Source organism: Pseudomonas sp. F220 (assembly GCF_057813935.1).
This window is the reverse complement of sequence record NZ_JBVASJ010000019.1, coordinates 49,479-68,130: the sequence shown is the minus strand read 5'-3', so window position 1 is coordinate 68,130 and position 18,652 is coordinate 49,479. Positions and strand designations below refer to the sequence as shown.

Annotated in this window: 14 protein-coding genes and 1 pseudogene; 10 read left to right on the top strand and 5 right to left on the bottom strand. The window is 59.0% G+C overall.

Annotated elements, in window-relative coordinates; genetic code table 11:
* Positions 1-22 precede the first annotated feature (22 nt).
* Positions 23-406, bottom strand: a complete 384-nt coding sequence (locus ACZYSM_RS17460) for a tautomerase family protein (protein WP_489072888.1) — start codon at positions 404-406, stop codon at positions 23-25.
* A 260-nt stretch (positions 407-666) separates the two neighbouring features.
* On the opposite strand from ACZYSM_RS17460, the gene ACZYSM_RS17455 reads away from it, so the two are divergent.
* The 3 genes from ACZYSM_RS17455 (at position 667) to ACZYSM_RS17445 (ending at position 4,570) form a co-directional block, all read left to right on the top strand.
* Positions 667-1,947 carry an HAAAP family serine/threonine permease gene (locus tag ACZYSM_RS17455; RefSeq protein WP_489072886.1) on the top strand — a complete coding sequence of 427 codons (1,281 nt, stop codon included), beginning with the start codon at positions 667-669 and terminating at the stop codon, positions 1,945-1,947.
* 336 nt (positions 1,948-2,283) lie between these two features.
* Positions 2,284-2,901, top strand: coding sequence for a ParB-like protein (locus tag ACZYSM_RS17450; RefSeq protein ID WP_489072884.1), 618 nt, complete (start codon positions 2,284-2,286; stop codon positions 2,899-2,901).
* A complete protein-coding gene (locus ACZYSM_RS17445) occupies positions 2,894-4,570 on the top strand; it encodes a SulP family inorganic anion transporter (RefSeq protein WP_489072882.1) in 1,677 nt (558 codons plus the stop codon). The genes ACZYSM_RS17450 and ACZYSM_RS17445 overlap by 8 nt, the downstream gene beginning before the upstream one ends.
* Before the next feature lie 51 nt (positions 4,571-4,621).
* Here the strand turns inward: ACZYSM_RS17445 and acnB are convergent, their stop codons facing one another.
* On the bottom strand, positions 4,622-7,222 hold the full coding sequence (acnB, locus tag ACZYSM_RS17440; protein ID WP_489072952.1) for a bifunctional aconitate hydratase 2/2-methylisocitrate dehydratase: 2,601 nt from the start codon (positions 7,220-7,222) through the stop codon (positions 4,622-4,624).
* Between the two features lie 406 nt (positions 7,223-7,628).
* Here acnB and ACZYSM_RS17435 point away from each other — a divergent pair, with 406 nt between their 5' ends.
* Positions 7,629-8,099, top strand: coding sequence for a DUF1289 domain-containing protein (locus ACZYSM_RS17435; RefSeq protein WP_489072880.1), 471 nt, complete (start codon positions 7,629-7,631; stop codon positions 8,097-8,099).
* 141 nt (positions 8,100-8,240) lie between these two features.
* On the opposite strand, the gene ACZYSM_RS17430 is transcribed toward ACZYSM_RS17435, so the two are convergent.
* Entirely contained in the window at positions 8,241-9,104 is an 864-nt protein-coding gene (locus ACZYSM_RS17430) for a universal stress protein (protein ID WP_489072878.1), read from the bottom strand.
* A 227-nt stretch (positions 9,105-9,331) separates the two neighbouring features.
* Here ACZYSM_RS17430 and ACZYSM_RS17425 point away from each other — a divergent pair, with 227 nt between their 5' ends.
* A complete protein-coding gene (locus tag ACZYSM_RS17425; RefSeq protein ID WP_489072876.1) occupies positions 9,332-9,940 on the top strand; it encodes a MiaE family protein in 609 nt (202 codons plus the stop codon).
* Positions 9,941-10,090: 150 nt separating this feature from the next.
* Here the strand turns inward: ACZYSM_RS17425 and ACZYSM_RS17420 are convergent, their stop codons facing one another.
* A complete protein-coding gene (locus ACZYSM_RS17420; protein ID WP_489072874.1) occupies positions 10,091-10,456 on the bottom strand; it encodes a nuclear transport factor 2 family protein in 366 nt (121 codons plus the stop codon).
* 121 nt (positions 10,457-10,577) lie between these two features.
* Complete coding sequence (locus ACZYSM_RS17415; RefSeq protein WP_489072872.1) at positions 10,578-11,210, bottom strand: glutathione S-transferase family protein; 633 nt, start codon at positions 11,208-11,210, stop codon at positions 10,578-10,580.
* Between the two features lie 195 nt (positions 11,211-11,405).
* Here ACZYSM_RS17415 and ACZYSM_RS17410 point away from each other — a divergent pair, with 195 nt between their 5' ends.
* The 5 genes and pseudogenes from ACZYSM_RS17410 to ACZYSM_RS17390 all read left to right on the top strand — a co-directional run bounded on the left by ACZYSM_RS17410 (position 11,406) and on the right by ACZYSM_RS17390 (position 18,631).
* Positions 11,406-12,362 (top strand): LysR family transcriptional regulator, encoded by a 957-nt coding sequence (locus ACZYSM_RS17410; RefSeq protein WP_489072870.1) that lies wholly within the window; start codon positions 11,406-11,408, stop codon positions 12,360-12,362.
* 95 nt (positions 12,363-12,457) lie between these two features.
* Positions 12,458-12,730: pseudogene (gene miaE / locus ACZYSM_RS17405) on the top strand (tRNA isopentenyl-2-thiomethyl-A-37 hydroxylase MiaE); the annotation flags it as partial.
* A gap of 242 nt (positions 12,731-12,972) precedes the next feature.
* Positions 12,973-14,358 carry an efflux transporter outer membrane subunit gene (locus ACZYSM_RS17400; RefSeq protein ID WP_489072868.1) on the top strand — a complete coding sequence of 462 codons (1,386 nt, stop codon included), beginning with the start codon at positions 12,973-12,975 and terminating at the stop codon, positions 14,356-14,358.
* Positions 14,355-15,557: an efflux RND transporter periplasmic adaptor subunit gene (locus tag ACZYSM_RS17395; RefSeq protein WP_489072866.1), complete on the top strand. Its 1,203-nt coding sequence runs from the start codon at positions 14,355-14,357 to the stop codon at positions 15,555-15,557. Before ACZYSM_RS17400 ends, ACZYSM_RS17395 begins: the two co-directional genes overlap by 4 nt.
* Positions 15,554-18,631, top strand: a complete 3,078-nt coding sequence (locus tag ACZYSM_RS17390; RefSeq protein WP_489072864.1) for an efflux RND transporter permease subunit — start codon at positions 15,554-15,556, stop codon at positions 18,629-18,631. Before ACZYSM_RS17395 ends, ACZYSM_RS17390 begins: the two co-directional genes overlap by 4 nt.
* Positions 18,632-18,652 lie beyond the last annotated feature (21 nt).

The window sequence follows — 18,652 nt, the reverse complement described above, 5'->3', positions numbered from 1 at the left end:
GGTTCAAGTCGCCATGCTGGGATCAGCTGGCGTACTGAGCAACGCCGTTGCCGAACGACCAATTCTCTTTCTTGACCTCCACCAGGTTGATGAACACATCTTCCAGGCGCACGGCCAACTCACTGTTGAGGCTTTCAGCGATGGTCTTGTAGAGCAGTTTCTTCTGCTCAAGGGTGCGGCCTTCGTTCAGGGTGATCTGGATGATTACCAGGTTGTCGGTGCGGTTGATGCCCAGATAGACCGGGTCGTAGATGAAGTGCTGTTCATCGTGTTCGGCAAGGATCTGGAAGTTGTCGTGCTCGGGGACGCCGATGGTTTCTTGCATGGCCTTGTAGATCAACTTGCCGATCTGTTTTACGTAGGTGGGGTCCTGGTGCTTTTTGATGTCGACACGAACTAAAGGCATGGAATGACTCCGGAGGAGGGTGTCTGTCGAGTGGATCTAAAATACATGTTTAGTAACCTTTATAAAATAGATTCCATTAGACATCTATTTTATGAGGGGGCGGCAAAACTGATCCGCCTTACCGCTCCTCAGCTAAGTCTTTGCTTCTGTTACTTAATCCCGGACAATCGCGCCCCTGTTACGGCCGGGGCGCTGCCTGTCAGCTTTTCTGACTCGCTCCGACTGTGTGGCAAATGACCGGAATGCGGAGATCCGACCGGATGAATGATCAAGCCAATAGCGTCGACGAACGCTATGAAGCGGCGGCACCAGCGAGCCTCAGTAGCTGGAATCGCCATGACACCACCTGGATGCTGGGCCTGTTTGGCACGGCTATCGGTGCGGGAACCCTGTTTTTGCCCATCAACGCTGGCCTCGGCGGCTTTTGGCCGTTGTTGATTCTGGCGCTGCTGGCGTTCCCGATGACTTTTTATGCGCACCGCGGCCTGACCCGCTTTGTGCTCTCCGGTCGCGCGGGCGCGGACATCACCGAAGTGGTCGAAGAGCACTTCGGGATCAAGGCCGGCGCACTGATCACCTTGCTGTACTTCTTCGCGATCTTCCCGATCCTGCTGATCTACAGCGTAGCTCTGACCAACACCGTGGGCAGTTTCCTTGAGCACCAACTGCACATTACGCCGCCACCGCGGGTGGTTCTGTCGTTCGTGCTGATTCTTGGACTGTTGGCAGTGGTGCGTTGTGGAGAGCAGGCGATCGTCAAGGCCATGAGTCTGATGGTCTATCCGTTCATCGTTGCTTTGTTGTTCCTGGCAGTGTTTCTGGTTCCGCACTGGAACGGCGGCATTCTCGCCACCGCGACCACGCTGCCTGAGCCCTCGGCCCTGCTGCACACCCTGTGGCTGGCGATTCCGGTGATGGTGTTCTCGTTCAACCACTCGCCGATCATCTCGTCCTTTGCGGTGGACCAGAAGCGCCGTTATGGCGCCCATGCCGAAGAGCGTAGCTCGCAGATTCTGTCGCGCGCCCACGCCTTGATGGTGGTAATGGTGCTGTTCTTTGTCTTCAGCTGTGTATTGACCCTGTCACCGGCGCAACTGGCCGAAGCCAAGGCTCAGAACCTGTCGATTCTGTCGTACCTGGCCAACCACTTCAGTAACCCGACGATCGCTTTCGCCGCGCCGCTGATTGCGTTTGTGGCCATCTCCAAGTCGTTCCTGGGGCACTACATTGGCGCCAGCGAAGGCCTGAAGGGCTTGATCGTCAAGAGTGGACGTCGCCCGGCGCCGAAGACTCTGGATCGCATGACCGCAGCGTTCATGCTGGTAGTGTGCTGGATCGTCGCGACGCTCAACCCAAGTATCCTCGGCATGATCGAGACCCTGGGTGGCCCGATCATCGCAGCGATTTTGTTCCTGATGCCGATGTATGCGATCCGCAAGGTTCCTGCCATGGCCCGTTATCGCGGTCAGGCCTCCAACGTCTTCGTGACATTGGTAGGACTGGTGGCGATTTCGGCGTTGATCTATTCGCTGACCGCTTGAATGCGTGGTGGTTCGGCCGGATAAGCCCGTGCCGAGCCGCTTCGTCGCAACGCCTGATTCAGTGATGCAACGGCCGCTGACTGCGCATAATGCGCGGCGCGGCCGTTTTTTTTGCCGGCCGGAAAACTCAGGGCCATCCATGTGCGCAATCTCCGTTCGCTCAACGCCGACGGGTGATACGCAGCGGGCAGCAGAGCCGGACGTTGAAGTGTCGAGGTAGCTGAAGGTGGAAAAAGGACTACGCTTGTGCTTGCATTTCAGCGTGATAGAACGTCTGCTCTGGTACCGCCGCCGACGGCCTCGTTGGCATTTCAACTGCTTGTCTGGAGACGCCCGATGGCCCGTGCCCACCCGCAATTGATCACTGGCAAGCTGGAAAAACTGCACCCGACGCAGCTCACTGTCGGTCTGGCCGAAGTGAGCGCCAAGCGTCAGCAATGGAAAAAGCTCAAGCGCAAGGAGCGTAGCGCTGCTCTGGACAACCACTGGTTTCCTTGTGTCCTTGGCCCGCAAGGGCGCTATTACATCGTTGATCACCATCATTTCGGTCTGGCGTTGCTTCAGGAAGAGGTCGAGACGGTACCGCTGCTGGTGCTCAAGGATTTATCTTTTGTCGAGCCAATGACGTTCTGGAATGTCATGACCTTCAACCAATGGGTGCATCCCTACGATGCTCGCGGGGTACGGCACTCATTCGAGGCGATTCCCAGGCGTATCGTCGATTTGCAGGATGATCCTTATCGCAGCCTGGCGGGGCAAGTACGGCGTGGCGGTGGGTACTCCAAGGATACGACGCCCTACAGTGAATTCCTCTGGGCGGACTTCTTTCGCAGCCGGATCTCCAGCGATCTGATCAACGATCAAGGAAGCAAACTGCAAACCAAAGCCATGAGTCTGGCGCGTAGTCAGGAGGCTAGGTATTTGCCGGGTTGGGCAGGTCCGATTGTTGACTGAGCCACCAAAGTCGTCAGTTCAGACGCCTGGCGAAAAACCGAGCCGCTGGCAGGACACATTGGCTGGCCTGTCGATTGCCGGTCTGCTGCTGCCCGAGGCTGTCGCGTATTCGAGTATCGCCGCCCTGGCGCCGCAGGCCGGGGTTATTGCACTGTTCGCCGGGTTGCTCTGCTATGGACTGTTTGGCACTAGCCGGTTTGCCATCGTTTCCGCGACTTCTTCGTCAGCCGCCGTGCTGGCTGCCGCCACCGCGACGCTGGCCAGTGGCGATCCGCAACTGCGCGCGAGCCTGGCCATCGGGCTGGTCCTGGTCACCGGCGCGTTCTTTTTGCTGGCCGGGTTGTTCAAGCTCGGCAGCGTGACGTCGTTTATCGCCAAGCCGGTATTGCGCGGCTTTGCCTTTGGCCTGGCGCTGACCATCATCCTTAAACAACTCGCCAGCGTGGTCGGGGTGCACTTGAGCGACGGCAACGTGATTCGCTTTTTGCCGCAGTTGCTGGAGCAACTGCCTCAGTGGAACTGGGCCGCCGCCGGTGTGGCCGCGGTGGCGTTGGCATTGTTGTGGTTGTTTGGGCGGTTCCGGCGCTTGCCGGGTGGGTTGCTGGTGGTGGTGATCGGCATCGCGGCGGGACAATGGCTGAATCTGCCGGCTTACGGGGTCAGGCTGATCGGGGTTATCGACCTCGGCCTGGAGGTTCCGAAGCTGCCGGTGCTGCCCTTTGCCGACTGGTTGCGCCTGGGAGAGTTGGGCTTTGCCATGGTGATGATCCTGTATGCAGAGTCCTACGGCTCGATCAGCTCCTTCGCACTCAAGCACGGTGATCGGGTGTCCTCGAACCGGGATCTGCTGGCGCTCGGGGCATCCAACCTGCTGTCCGGATTGTTTCATGGGATGCCGGCAGGAGCGGGGTATTCCGCGACTTCCGCGAATGAAACCGCCGGCGCGACTTCGCGTTTGGCTGGTGGCGTGGCAGCGTTGGTGGTGCTGATCATCGTCCTGACGGTGCTGCCTTATATTGCCTTGACCCCTGAGCCGATCCTCGCCGCGATCGTCACCCATGCACTGGCTCGAGGCTTGAGCCTGCAACCGTTGGGACGTTATTTCATCTGGCGACGTGATCGCCTGCTGGTGATCTGCGCCGTGGCGGCCGTGTTGGTGTTGGGGGTGCTGGACGGTTTGCTGGTGGCGGTGGCGATCAGTGTGCTGCTGATGCTCAAGCAAATGTCGGCGGCGGATATCCAGATTCTCGGGCACATCGGCACCGGGCATGACTTTGTCGACGTGCAACGTCATCCATTGGCCAAGGCAGTGCCGGGGATGTTGATTGTGCGACCGAGCGAGGCGTTGTTTTTTGCTAACGTGGAGCGAATTCTCGGTGGCGCATTACGTTTGATCCGACACTCTGAAACGCCGATTCACACGGTGATTCTCAGCCTGGAAGAGTCGCCAGACCTGGATGGCACCAGTATCGAGGCGTTGGAGGAGTTCTTTCTGCGAGTACGCATCGAAGGCAAACGGTTGCTGCTGGCACGGCTCAAGGACGAGGCTCAAACGGTGTTGTCGGCGTTGCCCGAGGCCGAGCGTTCGCAGGTTGTTCTCTGCGGCTTGAGTGTGGATGGCGCGGTACAGCTGGCGCTCAATGATTCAGGGCAAAATCTTCCGGCATAAAAAAACGCCGTGCACCTTACGATACGCGGCGTTTTCTATGGCGTTGTAACGTTAGGCTTGAATGACCGGAATGTTGGCATTCGCAGCAGCTTCACGGAACTCGGCGATCTGGTCGAAACTCAGGTAGCGATAAACATCGCTGGCCATGGTGTCGATTTCTTTTGCGTAGGCCATGTACTCCTCGACGGTCGGCAGGCGACCCAGGATGGATGCGACAGACGCCAGCTCGGCCGAAGCCAGGTAGACGTTCGCGCCGTCACCCAGACGGTTCGGGAAGTTACGGGTCGAAGTCGACACCACGGTGGAGTTCGGTTCAACGCGAGCCTGGTTACCCATGCACAGCGAGCAGCCCGGCATTTCCATGCGCGCGCCAGCCTTGCCGTAGATGCCGTAGTAGCCTTCTTCGGTCAACTGGTGAGCGTCCATCTTGGTCGGCGGCGACAGCCACAGACGAGTTGGCAGCGAACCTTCGACTTTTTCCAGCAACTTACCGGCAGCGCGGAAGTGACCGATGTTGGTCATGCACGAACCGATGAACACTTCGTCGATCTTCTCGCCAGCAACGCTGGAGAGCAGACGGGCGTCGTCCGGATCGTTTGGCGCGCAGAGCACAGGCTCTTTGATGTCGGCCAGATCGATTTCGATGGTTTCAGCGTATTCGGCGTCAGCATCGGCAACCATCAGCTCAGGGTTGGCAACCCAGGCTTCCATCGCTTGTGCGCGGCGTTCCAGAGTCCGTGCATCGCCGTAACCTTCGCCGATCATCCAGCGCAGCAGGGTGATGTTGGAGTTCAGGTACTCGGTGATCGACTCTTTCGACAGCTTGATGGTGCAGCCGGCAGCAGAACGTTCGGCGGAGGCGTCGGACAGTTCGAACGCTTGCTCGATGCTCAGGTTATCGAGGCCTTCGATTTCCAGGATGCGACCGGAGAAAGCGTTCTTCTTGCCTTTCTTCTCTACGGTCAACAGGCCAGCCTGGATCGCGTAGTAAGGAATGGCGTGAACCAGGTCGCGCAGGGTGACGCCCGGTTGCATTTTGCCTTTGAAGCGAACCAGGATCGATTCCGGCATGTCCAGTGGCATGACGCCAGTGGCTGCGGCGAAAGCGACCAGACCGGAACCGGCCGGGAAGGAGATCCCCATTGGGAAACGGGTGTGCGAGTCACCACCGGTACCGACGGTGTCCGGCAGCAGCATACGGTTCAGCCAGCTGTGGATGATGCCGTCGCCCGGACGCAGGGAAACGCCGCCGCGGGTCATGATGAAGTCAGGCAGGGTGTGGTGGGTGGTCACGTCGATCGGCTTCGGATACGCCGCGGTGTGGCAGAAGGACTGCATTACCAGATCGGTCGAGAAGCCCAGGCACGCCAGGTCTTTCAGTTCGTCACGGGTCATAGGACCGGTGGTGTCCTGAGAGCCGACGGTGGTCATTTTCGGTTCGCAGTAGGTACCTGGGCGAACGCCAGCTACGCCGCACGCCTTGCCGACCATTTTCTGCGCCAGGGTGTAACCCTTGGTGCTTTCAGCCGGTGCTTCAGGCAGCTTGAACAGAGTCGAAGGTGGCAGACCCAGCTCGGTACGAGCCTTCTCGGTCAGGCCACGGCCGATGATCAGCGGGATACGGCCGCCAGCACGGACTTCGTCGAGCAGAACCGGGGTCTTCATTTCGAAGGTGGTCAGGACTTCGTCGCTGTTGTGCTTGGTGACTTTGCCAGCATGAGGGTACAGGTCGATCACGTCGCCCATGTTCATGTTGGTAACGTCGAACTCGATTGGCAGTGCGCCAGCATCTTCCATGGTGTTGTAGAAGATTGGAGCGATTTTGTTGCCGAAGCAGAAACCACCGGCACGCTTGTTCGGTACATAAGGAACGTCGTCGCCGAAGAACCACAGCACCGAGTTGGTGGCCGATTTACGCGAAGAACCCGTACCGACCACGTCACCGACGTAGGCGATCGGGAAGCCTTCGCCGCGCATGGTTTCGATTTGCTTCATCGGACCGGTGACGCCTTGCTCATCCGGAACGATGCCGTCACGGGCCATTTTCAGCATGGCCAGGGCGTGCAGCGGGATGTCAGGACGGGACCAGGCATCAGGAGCAGGGGACAGGTCGTCGGTGTTGGTTTCGCCGGTGACCTTGAACACGCGCAGGCTGATTTTGTCGGCCAGAACCGGGCGCTTCTGGAACCACTCGCCGTCAGCCCAGGATTGCAATACGCCTTGAGCGTGAACGTTGCCGTTCTTGGCTTTTTCCGCGACGTCGTGGAAGGCGTCGAACATCAGCAGGGTGTGCTTGAGTTCTTTGGCGGCGACGGGTGCCAGCTCGGCGCTGTCCAGCAGGTCAACCAGAGTCACGATGTTGTAGCCGCCCTGCATGGTGCCGAGCAGTTCAACAGCGCGTTTCTTGTCGATCAGAGGGGATTTGGCTTCGCCTTTGGCCAGCGCGGAGAGGAAACCGGCCTTTACATAGGCAGCTTCGTCAACGCCAGGCGGCACGCGATTGGTGATCAGGTCAACGAGGAAAGCTTCTTCGCCAGCCGGGGGATTCTTCAGCAGCTCGACCAGGCCTGCAGTTTGTTCGGCGTTAAGCGGCTGGGGAACGATACCCAGGGCTGCACGCTCTTCGATATGTTTGCGGTAGGCTTCAAGCACAGTTATTACCCTCATCAGTGGTCCCAAATGGGTGTCCGGGACGCTCATCCAGAAATTCAAGGGACTCATGCGCTTGAGGGGCTTTTTGGGCCGCTTAGCCAGAGTTACTTGGAATTCCTCACAGAAGCTGCTTTCAAAGTTTTACGCCTGCAGAACGGAGCTGATGAGGGTTGGCGCTGAGTTTTCCCCGCTGGAAATACTCCTCGCCAACACCGCTCTGAAGGAACGACTGTGCTCGTGACGCTTTGAAAACAGCTTCTAACGGACATTGGCGCCTTAAAAGGCTGGCTGATTCTACGGCAAAAATTTTCTAAAGGTAAGTTAGCCTCTGAAGTTTGAGGGGTGATGAATGTTAGACAAAGGGCTAACATGCGGGCCTGTTTTGCTTTCCCGCGTTCTGCCTACTATGCCCAATCAGACTATCAAGACCCCCTGTATCGGCCTCTGCTCCACTGTTTACGGTGATTTGGTGTGCCGTGGCTGCAAGCGTTTCCACCATGAAGTGATTCGCTGGAACGGCTACAACGAGGAAGAAAAACGTGCGGTCTGGCTGCGTCTGGAGCAGCTTTTGGTGCAGGTGATGGCCGGGAAACTGGAAATTTTCGACCCCAAACGGCTGCGTCAGCAGCTGGAGCAGCGAAAAATCCGCTTCGTGCCCCATCAGTCCGAGTATTGCTGGGCTTACCAGTTGATTGCCCGTGGCGCGCGGGTTATCAGCCAACTGGACGCCTACGGGATGGTGTTACTGCCGGAATTTCGCGGCTGGAGCTTGCCAGAGCTGCGTGATGCCATTGATCGGGAATTTTTCCTGCTGTCTGAAGCCCATTATCAGCGCTATATCGCGCCGGGTTTCCTCAAGGACGCCTTTGGCGCCTGATATTTGAGACCGCTTCGCGGTCTATCGCGAGCAGGCTCGCTCCCACATTGAATCTTCAGCGGACACAAATATTGTGTACGACGTCAATCAAATGTGGGAGCGAGCCTGCTCGCGATGGCAATTTGCCGGGCACCGCAGATTTCAATGCTTCGTAACAATCTCTTCCAGATGGTCCATGATCCCGTCCGGCTTGAGCACCAGCACATCGCTTTCCAGCGAGTCGAGTACCACTTCCGCCGTATTGCCGATCAATGCACCTGACAATCCGGTGCGCGCCACCGTACCGATGACAGTAACCGCTGCCTGCAATGTGTGAGCGGTATAAGGAATCAACACATCTGCCGGGCCTTCTTCGATATGCAAATGTGCGTCATCAATATCGAACTCGGCCTGGAACGCCTTGCACTGCTCGCGGTAGCGGGCTTCGATGGTTTCCTTGAGCTGGAACACCGGATCGGCCGCCGACAGCATCGGTGACGGATGGGCGCTGATGACATGCAGCTGCGCCTTGGCCAGGCTGGCGATGTCGAAGCCATGATCGACAATACTGGCGTGCAGGGTGCGGTGTTCGCCATCGGTATTGCCGACGTCAATGGCCGCCAGAATGACTCCTCCGGTCCAGGGCTTGGACGTTTTGACCAGCAGCACCGGCGTTGGGCAGTAGCGCAGCAGTTTCCAGTCAGCCGGTGTGAGCAAAGCCTTTTTCAGCGGGTTGTCAGGGAAATGCTGCTTGACCACCAGCCCGCAGCCTTCGGCCTGCTGCACGTCGATGATGGTTTCGTGCAGGCTTTCATTCCAGGCCTGCTCGGTGGTGATGCTGTAGCCTTCCTCGAGCAGGCTGCTCTTGAGCACGCTGAGGAGCGCCGAGTGATCATGCTTTTTGTCGCACACCAGCAAATGCAGGTGCGCCTGGGTCACCCCGGCGATCAGCTTGGCGCGTTTGAGTGCGAGGCTTTCCGAGTGCTCGGGCTCGATGACCACCAGGATGCTGCGAATGGCTTGCATGATCGGGATCTCCAGAGAGTGATAGACGCTGCGTTGCACAACTATAGTTGCTGTGCGCTGACTGTGATGTTGATGCACATCAAGTCTGCCGGCTGGTGGTCTGCGGCCCGGCCGGTATAATCAGCGCCCTTCGCTGTGAACCTTTCTCTCGTGAGCCTCATGTTACTGATCCTTGAAGTCGCTGCCATCCTGCCTTGCCACGCTCCTGAACGTTCGGAAGTGTCCCTATGATTTTTCCGGAAATTCACGAGTTTTTGGGTTGCCGCACCCCGGACGGTTGGGTCCAGGCCGCGCTGGCGGATCAGGAAACCCTGCTGATCGACCACAAGAATTGTGAGTTCAAGGCCGCTAGCACTGCTCTGAGCATGATTGCCAAGTACGGTGCTTACTCTGATCTGGTGATCATGATGTCTCGGCTGGCCCGTGAAGAACTTGTGCATCACGAACAGGTTTTGCGGCTAATGAAAAAGCGTAAAATCGAATGGCGCCCGCTGTCGGCTAGTCGGTATGCCTCTGGGCTAAGAGCTGTTGTACGAAGCCATGAGCCAGTGAAGCTCGTTGATACGTTGGTGGTGGGAGCCATTATCGAGGCCCGTAGCTGTGAGCGCTTCGAAGCGCTGGTGCCGCATTTGGACGATGAGTTGGGGCGATTCTACTTCGGCTTGCTTAAAAGCGAAGCACGGCACTTCCAAGGCTATCTAAAGCTTGCGTATCAGTACGGGGATGCCGCTGACGTGGATCGTGTAATCGAAAAGGTTAGGACGGTTGAGGCTGGCTTGATTGACAGCCCGGATAGCGAATTCAGATTCCATAGTGGTATCCCGACGCTGACGTGACGTAGTTTTGAATCATGATCTGTCCGCCATATATAGAAAAGCCCCGCAGATTAAGGTCTGCGGGGCTTTTTAATTTTTGCATTGAACGCACCCCGAGGGAGTACTCTCGCTCGCCGACCCAGTGCAGCCAAGCGAGAGCGCTCGGTTGTTTCAGGTGGGATCGCTATCGAGAAAGACATAGAGCGCCGCTATCTTCCCATCGCGAACGATGATCACATCCCAACCCGTGTAGTCGGGTGACTCGCCGCGCGGACCGGAGCCCCATGCCAGGCGACCGGCATTATGGAGCGCCTGCGGTTTGCTGTGTGGTGTGTACACGAAGTGCGGGTGCATCGCGCGAAGATCTCCGGCAAGTTTGTCCAGCGCGTCGTGCCCGACAAACACACCTGGAGGCACGTAGATCATGCAATCCTCTGTGTAGAGCTCCATGATGGCCTCACGACGACGGGACGCGTCACCTTCACCAAAGACCTCCTGAAGATTGCGAAGAAGCAGTTCATTGATGTGAGCATTCATGATTCTTTTCCTTAGTCATTGACTGTTGAGCCGATTCCGGGCGTATGGCGTGGATCACTCTCGCATCCGGCGCCCTCAAGTGGCCGCTTTGCCCCAGCAGGTTGAGAGAGTGGGCGTTGCGTTATTGAGCAAGCGCCAAGGTCTTCTTGATGGCCGTAACGACTGCGGGCCGCGCCGAGACTTCTTCGTACCAGCGAGTCACGAACGGGAACCGGGCGAGAGATGCGCCGATTGCCTGGTGACGCCACACCCACCCGAAATGTGCGATGTCCGCAATGCTGTACGTCTCACCAGCCACATAAGGACGCTGCTCAAGGTTGTGGTTGAGCACCCCCAGAACTCGATCTACTTCCGATAAAGCACGCGCTTGGGCCTCAGCTTGCGGTGACGACTGCAGGTTGACCAGGAACGCCTGCTGGAACGCGGGACTCAGGCCGGACGCGTGGAAGAAGAGTTGTTCGAATACCTTGCCGCGATGAATGCCATCATTCGCAAGCAGTTGCCCGGTTTTCTCTGCGAGGTAGACCAGGATGGCGGCGGACTCGCCGAGCACCACATCGTCGACGCCTGGCTCGGAGGAGCGGTCAATAAGCACGGGCACTTTGGCGTTGGGATTCAAGGCTCGGAAGGCTTCGCTCTTCTGTTCCCCCTGACGCAAATTGACGGGGACGAGCCGGTAGTCCAGCCCCAACTCTTCCAGCGCGATGGAGACCTTGAGGCTGTTGGGCGTGGCAAAGGCAAACACTTCAAGCATGGTCATATCCTCTTTCATTCAATTGACGAACCAGCCGCCCAGGCCAGTCGTCAGACTTGGGCCTGCCCTCCATCGACGAGGAGCATCCGTACCCGCGATGCAAGCTGCGTCGGAGGAAGTTGGGTGAGACAAATCTATGGCCATGCGCTATTTTTCAAAATAGAAATGAATGAAAACCATCGTTGCAGGAATGTCATGTCGAAGCTGCCAGATTTCGAAGGACTCGCGATGTTCGGGAAGGTCGCCGAAGAAGGTTCATTTGCGGCGGCGGCGACAGCCATGGGTGTCTCGGTCGCGACGGTCTCGCGGGCCGTTACCCGCCTTGAAGAGCGGTTGGGAGGTCGATTGTTCAACCGCACCTCCCGACGACTTGCGCTCACGGACTATGGCCGCTCGCTCGCCGATCGAGCGGTAAGGATCTACGCGCAGGCCGAGGACGCCGAGGATTTCGCACGTGAGACATCGAGTCGACCACGTGGTCTCGTAAAGCTCGCGGTACCGCTTTCCTTTGGGGCGCGCTGGGTCGCCCCGTTGCTGCCCGAGTTCTTTCGGACCTATCCGGACATTTCCATCGATCTTCATTCCGCGGACGCGCAAGCTGACTTGATTGGCGAGGGCTTTGACGCCGCCCTGCGCATCGCGGTCATGGAGGATTCGTCACTCGTCGCCCGTCTCATTGCACCGGTGCGCCGGTTCGTGGTGGCGTCCCCTGACTATCTGTCCCGCTACGGTCGCCCGCAACACCCGAGCGAGTTGGGTGCTCACCAGTGCCTGAGTTACATCAACAGAAATAGGCATGACATCTGGCGCTTTACGCACACAAAGAGCGCTGAGGAATGCACTGTTGTGCCCGCCGGCGGGTTGCGGGCAACGAGCGTGGAAGCGTTGTTGCCCACCGTCCTTGCCGGACAGGCCATCACCGAGATCCCCGAGTTCATCGCGACGCAGTATTTGCGAGACAAGCAGCTTGAGCCGCTGTTGACCGATTGGCGTTTGCCTGAAGGGGCTCTTTATTTCGTCACACCCACGGCTCGTGCACGGCCAGCGAAAGTTAGCGCCTTGGCAGAGTTCTTTACCTCCAGACTCGCCGCGGCGCAATGGAGAGCCGAGACGGTCCTGGAACAGAAGCCATCAAACCGGCGCAGACGGTGAAGATGGCGGGGGGAGTGAATGGCACGCTCCGGCAGCGCTCGGAGCAATAGCGCACCTCGCCAACGTCGCCATAAATGCAAAAGTGGTGCAAAAATGTCGGTGCCTTTATCGAGGCTCGAAGTTGCGAACGCTTCGAAGCGCTGGTGCCGCATCTGGATGAAGAACTGGGCAAGCTCTACTTCGGTCTGCTGAAAAGCGAGGCCCGGCATTTCCAGGGATACCTGAAACTGGCTTACCAGTACGGTGACGCAAAGGACATTGCCCAAGTGATCGAGAAGGTCAGGGCAGCCGAGCAGAAACTCATCGAGTCCCCGGATACCGAGTTCCGCTTTCACAGCGCGATTCCAGCGCTCTCATCGGTGGCCTGATTTTTCGGGCAAACCTGTCAAGTAATTCATAGGCGGGGGAACAGGTTCAAAGACACCGGAGGGCTTAACTAAACTAATGTTTAGGTTCAGGGGAACGCTCTGCCAGGTGCCCATTGTTATCTTCGTGCCATTCGTGGTGGCCAAGCCACACAGGCTTTGCCGGAGATGATCAGTAGATGCCCGTCGTTACGTTACCTTCGTCTTTCAGACCGTCCTCAGCCTCGCTTCGACTGTCTCAACGATTGACGCTCCTGGGCCTGCTGCTGTTGAGTGGTTGCTCGCTGGTGCCGGCCTATCATCAACCCGCAATGGCACTCGCGCCAGCCTGGGCCGGCCCGACGTCCAACGCACCGGCAGCGGCAGCGGGCGGGCAGTGGTGGACGGAGTTTCGCAGCCCTGAACTTGACGCTCTGATCGCCCGAGGCCTGGATCACAACTACACCCTGCAAGCGGCTCTCAGCCGAATCGATGAAGCCCGCGCTGCGGCCCAGGTGGCCGGTGCCGCGCAATACCCTGCACTGGCTTTGGGCAGCAACTATCAGCGGCAGAACGGTAGCTCAACGAGCCAGACACGCAGCGTGTTTGCTCAGGCTTCTTATGAGGTGGACTTCTGGGGCAAACATCGGGCAACGGCTGACGCGGCCCAAACGCTGGCGCAGGCGACCGCTTTCGATGCGCAGACCTTGCGCATGACCCTGGGGGCGTCGATTGCCGACAGCTATTTCCAGGTGCTCTCGCTTGAAGACCGGCTGCGTCTGGCACAGTCGATCGCCGACGACGCGCAACAAGTGCTTGAGTTGGTTCAGGTGCAAGCCAGCCAGGGGGCGGTATCCAACCTTGAGGTCGAGCAGCAGCGCAATGCCCGGCAAACGTTCCAGGCAGCGGTTCCGGCCCTGCGCCAGCAACGCGATCAGGCGCTGTATCAATTGGCGGTACTGGTCGGCGCTCCTCCACAAGGATTCACCTTGTCTCAGACCGGCCTGGACCGGTTGGATGTGCCAAAGCCTACGCTTGGCTTGCCGATCGGCCTATTGCGTCAGCGGCCGGATATTCAGTCGGCTGAGGCACGCCTCAGATCGGCCAATTTCGATGTCGGTGTGGCGCGGGCAGCCTTTTTGCCCAATCTATCGCTGGACTTGATGGGCGGCCTCGACACCTTGGCTGGGGGGCGGATCTGGAGTGTGGTCGGCACATTGGCCCAACCGGTGTTCATGGGCGGCCAACTGAATGGCCAATTGCACTTCGATCAAGCCCATGTCCAGGAGTTGACGGCCAGCTATCGGGAGTCGGTGATCGAAGCCTTGCAGGATGTCGAGACGCAGGTGAGTGCCGCCCATGAACTGGATCAAGCCTATGAGCTGAACCTCGCAGCAGTGACCTCGGCCCGTGAGGCCGCGAGGCTGGCGCAGGTCCGATACCGTCTCGGCTCGACCGACTTCCAAACGCTGTTGGTCGTCGAGCGCACCCAGTACCAGGCCGAAGACACGTTGCTGCAGGTGCGCCTGCAACATTTGCAGGCTGCAGTCGGCTTGTTTCGCGCGCTGGGCGGTGATTTCACGCCGGCCGCCATCTCGGCCAACACGATACCCACTCCGTCTTCTTCAGCTCTTCAGGCCACACGCCCATGAACGTCCCACTCGTTTCGCCTCCTTTTCGCCGCTGGCGCCATGCCGGGCTGCTCATCGTCCTGCTGGGCGCGGGGTGGGTGATCAGCACCCCATGGCGTGCATCCGCTGAGCCCGCCAAACCGGCGGACAGTGCGGTGCCGGTGGTCATGCAGCAGGTCAGTCAACAAGATCTGCCGATCTGGCTGGATGCGATCGGTAACGTCCAGCCGCTCAACTCTGTGAATGTGCGGGTGAGGGCCGATGGGGAGTTGCAGAAGGTGTTTTTCAGTGAGGGCCAGATGGTGACGGCGGGCAGTCAATTGGCGCAGATCGATCCGCGGGTCTATCACGCTCAGTTGGCGCAGGCTCAAGCCGTCGTAGCCAAAGATCAGGCGCAACTGGCGAACCTGCGCGTCAGTCTGGATCGGGCCAGTAAACTGGCGGCGGCCAAGGCTGGACCGACCCAGGATGTCGATACGTATCGCGCGCAGCTGGCCGCGCAGCAAGCCAGCGTGCAGGCGGATCAGGCGGCGCTGGAGAATGCGCGTCTGCAACTGGGATTCACCCAGATCCTGGCACCGCTGACCGGGCGCACCGGCCAGCGCTTGCTGGATGTCGGCTCGATTGTGCATGGTACGGACGCGACGGGTTTGGTGACCATCACTCAGATGGACCCGATCTCTGTTGCCTTTGCCGTGTCTCAGGATGATCTGTCTGAAATCCTTGAAGAGAATGCGCGGCAACCCTTGCAGGTGGTTGCCATGAGCCGTGATGGTCGGCAACAGATTGCCAGCGGACACCTGAGCTTCGTTGATAGCCAGGTCGCTGCCGCCACCGGCCAGATTCAGCTCAAAGCCCAGTTCGAGAATGCCGATAACAGGCTTTGGCCCGGGCAGTTGGTCAGCGCCCGTCTGTTGCTCAATACCCAGCGCAAGGCAACGGTAGTTCCGGCCAACGCGGTTCAGTTAGGACAGAAGGGCAGTTATGTTTATGTGGTCAACGCTGATCAGCGAGTAGCGCCGCGACAAGTCCAGGCGGCGGCCGTGGTTGATGGCCAGCAATGGATTCGTACAGGGCTGGCGCCGGGTGAAACGGTGGTGGTTCAAGGGCAGTCGCGTATCGCACCGGGCGTCAAGGTTTCTGCGGTTCAGGCTGATTCTGCGCCAGTCGATGCGTCCACATCGATTGCGTCCAGCAACGGCGTGGGGGGACGGCGATGAATGCCTTGTCCGGTTTGATCCAGCGACGTGTCGGCTTGGGCTTGCTGGCGTTGGGGGTGATGCTGCTGGGAGGCTTCGCGTATTTCCAGTTACCCGTCGCGCCGCTGCCGACGGTGGATTTTCCAACGATTCAAGTCACTGCAAAACTCTCCGGCGCGAGTGCCGAGACCATGGCAACCTCGGTGGCGACGCCATTGGAGCGCGCCTTTTCGGCAGTTCCTCAAGTCACCTCCATGACCTCGTCCAGCGCGTCGGGGAAAACCCAGATCGTGTTGCAGTTCGATTTGTCCCGCAACATCGACGGCGCCGCTCAGGATGTCCAGTCGGCGATCAATACGGCCAGCGCCAGCCTGCCCAAAAGCATGACCAGTGCGCCGACCTTTAACAAGGTCAACCCGGCCGAGTTCACCGTTCTTTCGTTGGCGCTGACGTCACCGACTCGCACGCTGCATGAACTGGATCGCTATGCCGACAATTACCTGGCACAGCAGTTATCACAGATGCCGGGCGTTGGCCTGGTGGATTTTCATGGCGAACAGAAACCCGCTGTGCGCATTCAGATCGACCCGGATGCCCTGGCAGCTCGCGGTTTGACGCTGGAGGATGTGCGCAGTGTCATCGGCCTGAGTACGCTCGACCAGCCCAAAGGGAGCCTGGACGGTGCAAGCCGTAACGTGACCCTCAACACCACCGACCAGTTGCTCGACCCGCAGGGCTATCGCGACCAGGTGATCGCCTACAAGAGCGGAATGCCGATCAGGCTTGGCGACCTCGGCCGGGTGATCGACGGTGCCGAAGATACCCAACAGGCGGCGGCCATTGGCGGGGAGCCGACCATCGTTGTCGACATCCATAAACAGCCGGGTTTCAACGTGCTGGCGACCATTGCAACGATCAAGGCGCGTCTGCCGTCGCTGACGGCATCGTTGCCCCGTGACGTTCAGGTTCAGGTGGTGGGCGACCGCACGCAGACGATTGAAGCGTCGGTGCATGACGTGCAATTCACCTTGCTGCTGTCCATCGCGCTGGTCGTGGTGGTGATCTTTGTGTTCCTGCGCAAAGCCACCGCGACCCTGATCCCGAGCCTGACCATTCCGCTGTCACTGGTGGCGACCTTTGCGGTGATGTACTTGCTGGGTTACAGCCTGGATAACCTGTCGATCATGGGACTGGCGATCGCGGTGGGGTTCGTGGTCGACGACGCCATCGTGGTGATGGAAAACATCGTGCGCCACCTGGAAATGGGCAAGTCACGTCTACAGTCGGCTGTCGACGGCTTGCGCGAAGTCGGGTTCACCATCGTCTCTATGACGGTTTCGCTGATCGCGGTATTCCTGCCGATTCTGTTGATGGGCGGGATCGTCGGACGCCTGATGCGCGAGTTCGCGGTCACGGTCAGTGTGGCGATTGTCATGTCCTGCATCGTTTCGCTAACGGTGACGCCAATGCTCTGTGCGTGGCTCTTGAAACCACACACCGAGGACCGCCCCGGGCGATTCGCGCAGGCCTGTGAAGCGGGGTTCACGCGCTTGCATGAGGGTTACCGACGCAGTCTGGATTGGGTACTGGAACATCAACGCCTGACCTTGGCGGTCGCACTGGCGACACTGGTGGCGACGGCTGCGCTGTATGTCTATATCCCCAAGGGTTTTTTCCCGCAGCAGGACACCGGGCTGATTCAGGGGGTTGCCGAAGCGGCACCGGATATTTCGTCGCAGGCGATGCGCGAGGACGTCGCGCGCCTGGCCGATATCGTCGGTCAGGACCCGGCAGTGGCCAAGGTCTATTTCTGGATCGGGCCTAACCCGACGATCAGCCAGGGCAAGGTGATGATCAACCTCAAGCCATTCAGTGAGCGCACCGCCAGCGCCCAGCAAGTGATCGCCCGACTGCAACCGCAGCTTGATGCGGTGCCTGGCATCAAGCTGTTCATGCAGGCCAACCAGGACATTCAAATCGGTGGTCGGGCGAGCAAGACCCAGTATCAATACACGCTCCAGGACCCGAACAGCGTTGAGCTGGATCATTGGAGCGCGATCCTGTTGGCGAAGCTCAAGACGCTGCCACAGTTGCAACACGTCACCTCCGATCAGCAGCACGCCGCGCCCCAGGCGACGCTGGTAATCGACCGTCCCACGGCGGCACGGTTGGGTGTCACCGTCCAGGCCATCGATGACGTGCTTTACGATGCGTTCGGGCAGCGCCAGATCGCAACCATGTTCACCCAGCTCGATCAGAATCATGTGATTCTCGAACTCGATCCGCGCTGGCAGTTGTCGCTCGATAGTCTTGCACATTTGTACGTACGTTCAGCGGCTGGCGGTATGGTGCCATTGAGCCTGCTGGCCAGCGTCAAGAACGAGCTGGCTCCGATCGTAATCAACCATCAGGGGGTGTTCCCGGCTATCACGTTGTCGTTCGACCTGGCGCCGGGTCAAGCCCTGAGCAACGCGGTCACGGCCATTGACCAGGCCTCCCTGGCAATAGGGCTGCCGGACAGCGTTACCGGAAGTTTTCAGGGGACTGCCCAGGCCTTCCAGGACTCCCTCAAGTCTCAGCCATGGCTGGTACTGGCCGCGATCCTGACGGTGTACATCGTTCTTGGTGTGTTGTACGAAAGCGCCATCCATCCGCTGACGATCATCTCCACATTGCCTTCGGCGGGCTTCGGCGCCTTGCTGGCGCTGATCATCTGCGGTCAGGACCTTTCGGTCCTGGGCATGATCGGGATCATTTTGTTGATCGGGATCGTCAAGAAGAACGCAATCATGATCGTCGATTTCACCCTGGCGGCCGAGAAACAGGGGATGTCACCCCGCGACGCCGTGCGCGAAGGTTGTCTGTTGCGGTTACGTCCGATTCTGATGACCTCTTTGGCAGCGTTGCTGGGAGCGGTGCCGCTGGCTTTCGGTCACGGTGCCGGCTCCGAATTGCGGCAACCGTTGGGGATTGCCATCGTCGGCGGGCTGGCGGTGTCGCAACTACTGACGCTGTACACCACTCCGGTGGTCTACCTCTGGTTTGATCGTTTCAGGCGTCGGAGTGAGGTTGAGCGGTCGCTGGTGAGGAGTTAGAGGTTGAGATTCCATAGATTG